General features: G+C 68.9%; 10 protein-coding genes. 9 read left to right on the top strand and 1 reads right to left on the bottom strand.

Annotated elements, in window-relative coordinates; genetic code table 11:
• The 9 genes from metE to VGE03_RS06045 form a co-directional block, all read left to right on the top strand.
• On the top strand, nt 1-1,041 hold a 1,041-nt coding region (gene metE, locus VGE03_RS06085; RefSeq protein WP_331045583.1), incomplete at its 5' end, for a 5-methyltetrahydropteroyltriglutamate--homocysteine S-methyltransferase.
• On the top strand, nt 1,038-1,793 hold the full coding sequence (locus tag VGE03_RS06080) for an acyl-CoA thioesterase (RefSeq protein WP_331045582.1): 756 nt from the start codon (nt 1,038-1,040) through the stop codon (nt 1,791-1,793). The genes metE and VGE03_RS06080, both read left to right, overlap by 4 nt.
• Nucleotides 1,794-1,877: 84 nt before the next feature.
• Nucleotides 1,878-2,831, top strand: coding sequence for an MFS transporter (locus VGE03_RS06075; protein WP_331045581.1), 954 nt, complete (start codon nt 1,878-1,880; stop codon nt 2,829-2,831).
• Nucleotides 2,822-3,109: a hypothetical protein gene (locus VGE03_RS06070; RefSeq protein WP_331045580.1), complete on the top strand. Its 288-nt coding sequence runs from the start codon at nt 2,822-2,824 to the stop codon at nt 3,107-3,109. Before VGE03_RS06075 ends, VGE03_RS06070 begins: the two co-directional genes overlap by 10 nt.
• A gap of 39 nt (nt 3,110-3,148) precedes the next feature.
• Nucleotides 3,149-3,379 (top strand): hypothetical protein, encoded by a 231-nt coding sequence (locus VGE03_RS06065; protein ID WP_331045579.1) that lies wholly within the window; start codon nt 3,149-3,151, stop codon nt 3,377-3,379.
• A 33-nt stretch (nt 3,380-3,412) separates the two neighbouring features.
• Nucleotides 3,413-4,075 carry a phosphoribosylformylglycinamidine synthase subunit PurQ gene (gene purQ, locus VGE03_RS06060; RefSeq protein ID WP_331045578.1) on the top strand — a complete coding sequence of 221 codons (663 nt, stop codon included), beginning with the start codon at nt 3,413-3,415 and terminating at the stop codon, nt 4,073-4,075.
• Nucleotides 4,076-4,213: 138 nt separating this feature from the next.
• On the top strand, nt 4,214-4,906 hold the full coding sequence (locus tag VGE03_RS06055) for a hypothetical protein (RefSeq protein ID WP_331045577.1): 693 nt from the start codon (nt 4,214-4,216) through the stop codon (nt 4,904-4,906).
• Between the two features lie 11 nt (nt 4,907-4,917).
• Nucleotides 4,918-5,571 carry a hypothetical protein gene (locus tag VGE03_RS06050; protein WP_331045576.1) on the top strand — a complete coding sequence of 218 codons (654 nt, stop codon included), beginning with the start codon at nt 4,918-4,920 and terminating at the stop codon, nt 5,569-5,571.
• A gap of 127 nt (nt 5,572-5,698) precedes the next feature.
• Complete coding sequence (locus VGE03_RS06045; protein WP_331045575.1) at nt 5,699-6,250, top strand: sugar O-acetyltransferase; 552 nt, start codon at nt 5,699-5,701, stop codon at nt 6,248-6,250.
• Here VGE03_RS06045 and VGE03_RS06040 read toward each other — a convergent pair whose 3' ends face one another.
• Complete coding sequence (locus tag VGE03_RS06040; RefSeq protein WP_331045574.1) at nt 6,251-7,291, bottom strand: aspartyl/asparaginyl beta-hydroxylase domain-containing protein; 1,041 nt, start codon at nt 7,289-7,291, stop codon at nt 6,251-6,253.
• Nucleotides 7,292-7,320 lie beyond the last annotated feature (29 nt).

Raw genomic sequence — 7,320 nt, 5'->3', positions numbered from 1 at the left:
CCCACAGGCTTCGAGATCCGTCGAGCCGTCCAGCGGCGGCGTCTGAACCTGCCGACCTATCCGACGACGACCATCGGCTCCTTCCCGCAGACGGGCGAGGTGAGGAAGGCGCGCGCCGATCACGGCAAGGGCGTCATCGACGATGCGGCCTACGCCGCCTTCCTGCGCGAGGAGACGGCGCGGACGGTGAAGTGGCAGGAAGGTCTGGGGCTCGACGTGCTGGTCCATGGCGAGTTCGAGCGCAACGACATGGTCCAGTATTTCGGCGAGCAGTTGTCGGGCTTCGCCTTCACGAAGGCGGCGTGGGTGCAGTCCTACGGATCGCGCTGCGTGCGGCCGCCGATCATCTTCGGCGACGTGTCACGGCCGCAGCCGATGACGGTGGCGTGGTGGCGTTACGCGCAGTCCCTCACCGACAGGCCGATGAAGGGGATGCTGACGGGACCGGTGACGATCCTGAACTGGTCCTTCGTGCGTGATGACCAGCCGCGCCGCGAGACCTGTCGCCAGATCGCCTTCGCCATCCGCGACGAAGTCGTTGATCTGGAGGCCGCGGGCGCGCCGATCATCCAGATCGACGAGGCCGCCCTGCGCGAGGGCCTGCCGCTGCGGCGGAGGGACTGGCAGGCGTATCTGGACTGGGCCGTCGAGAGCTTCCGCATCACGGCCTCGGGCGTGCGGGACGAGACCCAGATCCACACCCACATGTGCTACTCGGAGTTCAACGACATCATCGCCAGCATCGGCGCGATGGACGCCGACGTCATCTCCATCGAGACCTCGCGCTCGCAGATGGAGTTGCTGGACGCCTTCAACGGCTATCGCTACCCGGCCGAGATCGGACCGGGCGTCTATGACATCCACTCGCCGCGCGTGCCGTCGGTGGAGGAGATGACCGCCCTGCTGAAGGCGGCGGCGCAGAAGCTGCCCGCTGATCGGCTGTGGGTGAACCCCGACTGCGGCCTGAAGACCCGCAAATGGCCGGAGACCGAGGCCGCCCTGCGCAACATGGTCGCCGCGGCGCGCGAGGCCCGCGCGTGAGCGTCCGCCTGATCGACATGGTGTTCCCGGGGGACGCCAATCACCACGGCACCCTGTTCGGCGGGGTCGGGCTGGCGCATCTGGACAAGGTGGCCTTCCTGGCCGCCAGCCGGGTGGCGCGACGGGCCGTGGTGACGGCCGGATGCGAGCGGATCGACTTCGCCGCCCCGGCCCGGATCGGCGAGATGGTCGAGGCCACCGGCCGGGTCGTGCGGACCGGCCGGTCCTCGATGGGGGTGGAGGTCGAACTGCACGCCGAAGCCCTGCTGACCGGCGAGCGGCGGCTGTGTACGCGCGGCCTGTTCAACATGGTGGCGCTGCGCGAGGCGGGGGACGACGCGCCCCTGCCCGCTCCGCCGCAGGAGGAGGCGGACGACGGCTGGCTGCGGACCGTGGAGATGGTCTTCCCAGGCACGACCAACCACTACGGGACCCTGTTCGGCGGCGACGCGCTGAAGCACATGGGCAAGGCCGCCTTCGTGACGGCGACCCGGCAGGCGCGGGGCGTCGTCGTGATGGCCGCCACCAACCGCATCGACTTCAAGGCCCCGATCAACGGCGGCGACATGATCGAACTGGCGTCCCGGGTGAAGATGACCGGCCGCAGCTCGCTGGCGGTCGAGGTGCAGCTGTGGGCGGAAGGGCTGCTGAGCGGAGAGCGGCGGCATTCGGCGACCGCGGAATTCATCATGGTCTGCGTGGACGGAGAGGGGCGACCGAAGCCCATCGGTTCAGAAACCCACAACCCCTGATCGGCAATTGTGGTGATGGCGGTTGATCCCCGGGGTGAAGGCCCCATGTTGCAGCGCAGCATTCCTTCCCCCGAGTAAGCCGCCATGTCCCCTGTCGACGCCGCCCCCACGCTTGAGTCCGATCTGGTGGAGCCGGCGAAGACCCTGAAGCCCGGCGCGGTGGCCCTGTTGCTGACCGCGCTGGGGATGGGCGGGTTCGCGATCGGGGTGACCGAGTTCGCGGCGATGAGCGTCCTGCCGGATTTCGCCCGGGGACTGGGCGTCGACGAGCCAACGGCCGGGCACGCCATCAGCGCCTATGCGGCCGGCGTGGTGGTCGGGGCGCCGATCCTGGCGGCGTTCGGGGCGCGGTTGCCGCGCTGGATCCTGCTGATCGGGCTGATGGGGCTGTTCGCCGTGGCCAACACCCTCAGCGCCCTGTCGCCGAATTTCGAGACCATGCTGGTCTTCCGCTTCCTGAGCGGCCTGCCGCACGGGGCCTATTTCGGGGTGGCGGCGCTGGTCGCGGCCTCCGCCGTGCCGTTGAAGTTCCGCACGCGCGCCGTCTCGACCATCCTGATGGGCCTGACCATCGCGACGGTGCTGGGCGTGCCGGTGGTCAATCTGGTCAGCCAGGCGCACGGCTGGCGCTGGACCTTCGGCATCGTCGGCGTGCTGGCGGTGCTGACCATGACGCTGGTCGCCCTGTTCGCGCCGCGCGACCCGGCCCACCCCGACGCCAGCCCCCTGCGCGAGCTGAAGGCGCTGAAGAACCGGCAGGTGTGGCTGACGCTGGGCGTCAGCGCGATCGGCTTCGGCGGCATGTTCGCGGTCTATGCCTATCTGGCCTCGGTGCTGCGCGAGGTGACCCATGTGGGGCCCGAGGTCCTGCCGTGGGTGTTCGCCGTGTTCGGCGTCGGCATGTTCACGGGCAACCTGCTGTGCGCCTGGGCCGGGGACAGGTTCGGCTTGAAGGCGGCGGCGGGCGTGCTGGTGTGGAGCGCGCTCTCCCTGGCCCGTATCCGCTGGCGTCGCAGCATCTGTGGTCGATGCTGGTGATCGTGCTGTTCATCGGCTTCGGCGGCGGGCTGGGCTCGATCCTGCAGACCCGGCTGATGGACGTGGCGGGCGAGGCGCAGACGCTAGCGGCGGCGTTGAACCACTCGGCGTTCAACACGGCCAATGCGCTGGGGCCGCTGCTGGCCGGTACGGCGGTGGCGGCCGGCTTCGGCTGGGCCGCGACGGGCTGGGTGGCGGTGGGCCTGACGCTGGGCGGGCTGGCGATCTGGGTCTGGGCGTGGCTGGACGGGAAGCGCGTGGTCGCCGCTGCAGCCTGAATGTTGCCCGTTCGTTCACGCTATGGTAGCGTGAGCGTCATGGCCGAGATCACGAACGACCTGATCTACGAAGTTCTCAAGTCGATGCAGTCGCGACTTGAGCGGCTGGATGATTCCGTGGGCGAGATCAAAATCGAGCTCACTGCGATCCGCGGTTATGTGTCCGCGATGGCTGTGGACGTCTCGAACATCTATGTCCGCCTCGGCGACCATGATGACCGGCTAGCGCGCATCGAGACCCGTCTTGGGCTTCTTGATCCCGCGCACTGACATTTCGTTCGAACCCTGCTAAACGCCCGCGCCATGAGCGCAGCCGTCATCGTCTTCCCCGGTTCCAACTGTGACCGCGACTGCAAGGTCGCCGTCGAACGCTCCACCGGCGAACAGGTGCAGATGGTCTGGCACGGCGAGACCGAACTGCCCAAGGGGCTGGACCTGATCGTCCTGCCGGGCGGCTTCTCCTACGGCGACTATCTGCGCTGCGGCGCGATGGCGGCGCAGGCCCCGATCATGCAGGCGGTGAAGAAGGCGGCTGACGACGGCGTGGCCGTGGTGGGCATCTGCAACGGCTTCCAGATCCTGTGCGAAGCCGGGCTGCTGCCGGGCGCCCTGCTGCGCAACTCGGGCCTGAAGTACGTCTGCAAGCCGATCAGCCTGACGGTCGCCAACGGCCAGACCCGCTTCACCTCGGGCTATCAGGGCCAGCGCGAGGTCGTGATGACCCAGGGCAACGGCGACGGAAACTACTTCGCCGACGAAGAGACCCTGAAGCGGATCGAGGGCGAGGGCCAGGTGGTCTTCCGCTACGTCGACAATCCGAACGGCTCGGTCGCCGACATCGCCGGCATCCAGAACGCGCGCGGAAACGTGCTGGGCATGATGCCCCACCCGGACCGCGCCTTCGAGGCCGAGCTGGGCTCCGCCGACGGCGCGACCCTGTTCCAGAGCATCTACGCCGCCGCCTGATCCGGCGGTCGCGCAAGGTCGTGTGCCCGACATAAGCTGCGGGCGTGTCGTGATTAATTCACGCGCAGCGGTTTTGCCCGAAGATTGACAACTCCCCGTTCGGCAAGGCATCCCATCGGATCTATCGGGGGAGTGTCCATGTTCAAGAAACTGCTGGCCATCGCGGCTGCGATGACTGTTACCGCCTGTGCGTCGCCCTACATCGCGACGCCCTATGATCGCACCACCGCCAACGTCACCACCATCGCCCTGGCCGACGACTCGCTCGCGCCGCAGGCGATCGCCTACGAAGTCGCCTCGACCGGCGCCAATTTCGGCCTGATCGGCGCCCTGGTGGACGCCGGCATCCAGGAAAGCCGCAAGCAGGCCGTCAACGACGCCCTGGGCACGGTGCAGTTCGACGCTGAAACCATCCTCGAGCGCCGGATCACCTCGACGCTGACGACCCAGGGCTACACCGTCCAGACGCTGAGCGGTGATCGTGAGAAGCGCGATTTCCTGGTCAGCTATCCGGCCGCCGGCTCGGACGCCTATCTGGATATCGTCGTCACCGAGTACGGCTACATGTCCTCGGGCGCCGGCCAGCCCTTCCGTCCGACCGTGTACGCCAAGGTCCGCCTGATGCGCGCCAGCGACAACACGCTGCTGATGGAAAACATGATCCTGTACAATCCGATCGCGCCCACCGAGGGCGTGATCACCCTGGCGCCGAACCCGGAGTACGCCTTCCGCAACCGTGAGGGTCTGCTGGAAGATCCGACCCGCCTGGCCGCCGGTCTGGAAGACGCGCTGGTGCGGGTGGCCGACACGGCCGCCCAGCTGATGCGCTGAGGTCCGGTTCGATGAACCGCCTCAACGCACTCGTGACCCTGGCCGCAGGCGTAAGCCTGCTGGCCGGGTGCGCCACCACGACCTACGCGCCGCCGCCTTCGGCAACGCTGGACTACGCCGGGACCAACTGCGCCGCCTCGCCGGATCTGGTGACGGCGATCAGCCTGACCCCGGACAAGGAACGCGCGCTGTACACGGTGACCGCGCCGGCCGCCGCCGGGTGCCTGACCCGGACGGAAGGGGGCGACACGCCCTATGTGACCTTCGCGCTTCCGGCGGACCACGCGGACAAGACGATCATCGTCGGCGCGGTGCTGGAGCCGCTTCGAATCCAGTCGCCCGCCGTGGCCCTGCTGGACCGCGAAGGCCGGGTGACCCGCACCTTCAGCGCCGAGGACTACATGTACCGGGGCTCGGTCTATTCGGTGCAGTTCCGCCCGCGTGAGACCGAGGCCTATGTGCTGGTGACCACCGACCCGGCCCGGGTCGGCCAGCGCTACGACTCGATCGTCGTGGGCGTGATGACCACCACCGTGTCGACCGGCTACGGCACCTCGCAATGGCGCTCCGGCACCGAGCAGGCGCAGTCGCGGGTCTTCTCCTGGGAGGGCACGATCCAGGTCTCCGTCGCGGACAGCGACACCGAGGAGGAAGGCGCGCAGTAGGCCTGCGCTCCAATCCGACACCGGATGACGGCGGGGGTGCGCGGCGCCCCCGCCGTTTCTTTTTGCACGGGCTTGACCCGCCTGCCGCTTTGTCGAACGTCGTGGCCGCATCGGAGCGGGAGGGCCCATGTTCATCAGCGAGCGCCAGAAGATGATCTCGGGCCAGCCGTACAATCCCGGCGATCCCGAACTGCAGGACGACCAGACCGCCGCCAAGCACTGGATGGCGCGCTACAACGCCTCGCTGGCGGCCAGCCCGGCGGATCGTCGGGACCTGCTGCGCCAGAAGCTGGGCGAGGTCGGCGAAGGCGCGGTGATCCGTCCGCCCTTCCATTGCGACTACGGCTACAACATCCGGCTGGGGCGCAACGTCTTCCTGAACTTCAACTGCGTGATCCTGGACGTGTGCGAGGTCGAGATCGGCGACCTGACCCAGATCGGGCCGGGCGTGCAGATCCTGACCGCCGACCATCCGCGCGACCCGGAAGAGCGGGCGCGGGGGCTGGAGTTCGGCAAGCCGATCAAGATCGGCCGCAACGTCTGGATCGGCGGCGGGGCGCTGCTGATGCCGGGGATCACGGTCGGCGACGACGCGGTGATCGGCGCGGGATCGGTAGTGACGCGGGACGTCGCCCCGGGCGCGACGGTGATGGGCAATCCGGCGCGCGAGAAGCGCTGATCACACGCCCCAGGCGCCGCCGCCCGCGCCGTAGTCGTCGATCGACTGGAACAGGGCCGAGACCAGCGCCCGCTCCTCCTCCGTCAGCTCGGGCTTCCAGACATCGAAGATCAGGATGGTGCGCTCCAGCCCGCTGTCGTTGCGCGCCTCATGCTCGATGGTGTCGTCGAAGGCCCAGGCCTGACCTTCCGTCCACTCGCGCACGTCATTGCCGACGCGGAAGCGGCTGCCCGGCGGGGCGATCAGCGGCAGGTGGCAGATCAGGCGGGTGTTGATCAGGCCATGGTGGGCGGGAATGCGCGCGCCCGGCGCCAGCTTCGAGAACAGGATCGACGGCGTGCGGCCGGGCACCCGGCACAGGGGCAGGCCCTCCAGCGCCTCGAGCGTACGGGGGCACCGGGCGGCCAGCGGTTGCTCAGCCCCGTCCTTCCACAGGAACAGGGCGCTCCAGTCGGGATTGTCGACCATGCCCGCGGTGTCGCCGTTGGGACGATCCGCGCGCTTCTCGACATAGGGGCGGAACAGGTCCGGCTCGGCCAGCAGGGCCTCCAGCTCGTTGCGGATGTCGGCGGTCGCCTGCTCGACCTGCGCCAGCCAGGGCAGGGTTTCACGAGGCTGGAACTGGATCTGGGGCAGGCCGGGGAACAGGTAGAAGAGCGGCTGCTGCTGATAGAGCTGCTTGCGGCCCGCCATCAGGTCCAGCGACAGGCTGAAGCGGTCGCTGGAGGTCGCGGGGTCGAAGCCCGACCGTCCGAGGCTGTCCGTCAGATGGGTCTGGAATCGCTCGGCCTGGGCGCGCGCGGCGGACTGGGCCCGACGCAGGTCGGCGACGAGGTCGGGCGTCAGGGCGCGGCCGTCCCCGGCGGTCCGCAGGGCGTTGCTGTAGAAGGCCGCCGCGCCGCGCCCGTCCCCCAGTGCGTCCAGCGCATCGCCCTTGGCGATCAGGGCGCGGATGTCGCGCGGATCGGCCCGCAAGCGGCTGTCGGCGTCGGCGAGCCGCCGACGATGTGCGTCCTGATCGCTGATCCCCGCATGCGCCATACAGGGATCGGAGGTCGTCGAGCAGCGTC

The sequence above is a fragment of the Brevundimonas sp. genome, from assembly GCF_036400995.1.
Classification (GTDB): domain Bacteria; phylum Pseudomonadota; class Alphaproteobacteria; order Caulobacterales; family Caulobacteraceae; genus Brevundimonas.
Note: the sequence above shows the minus strand (reverse complement) of the source record. Positions and strands in the feature narration are given on the sequence as shown.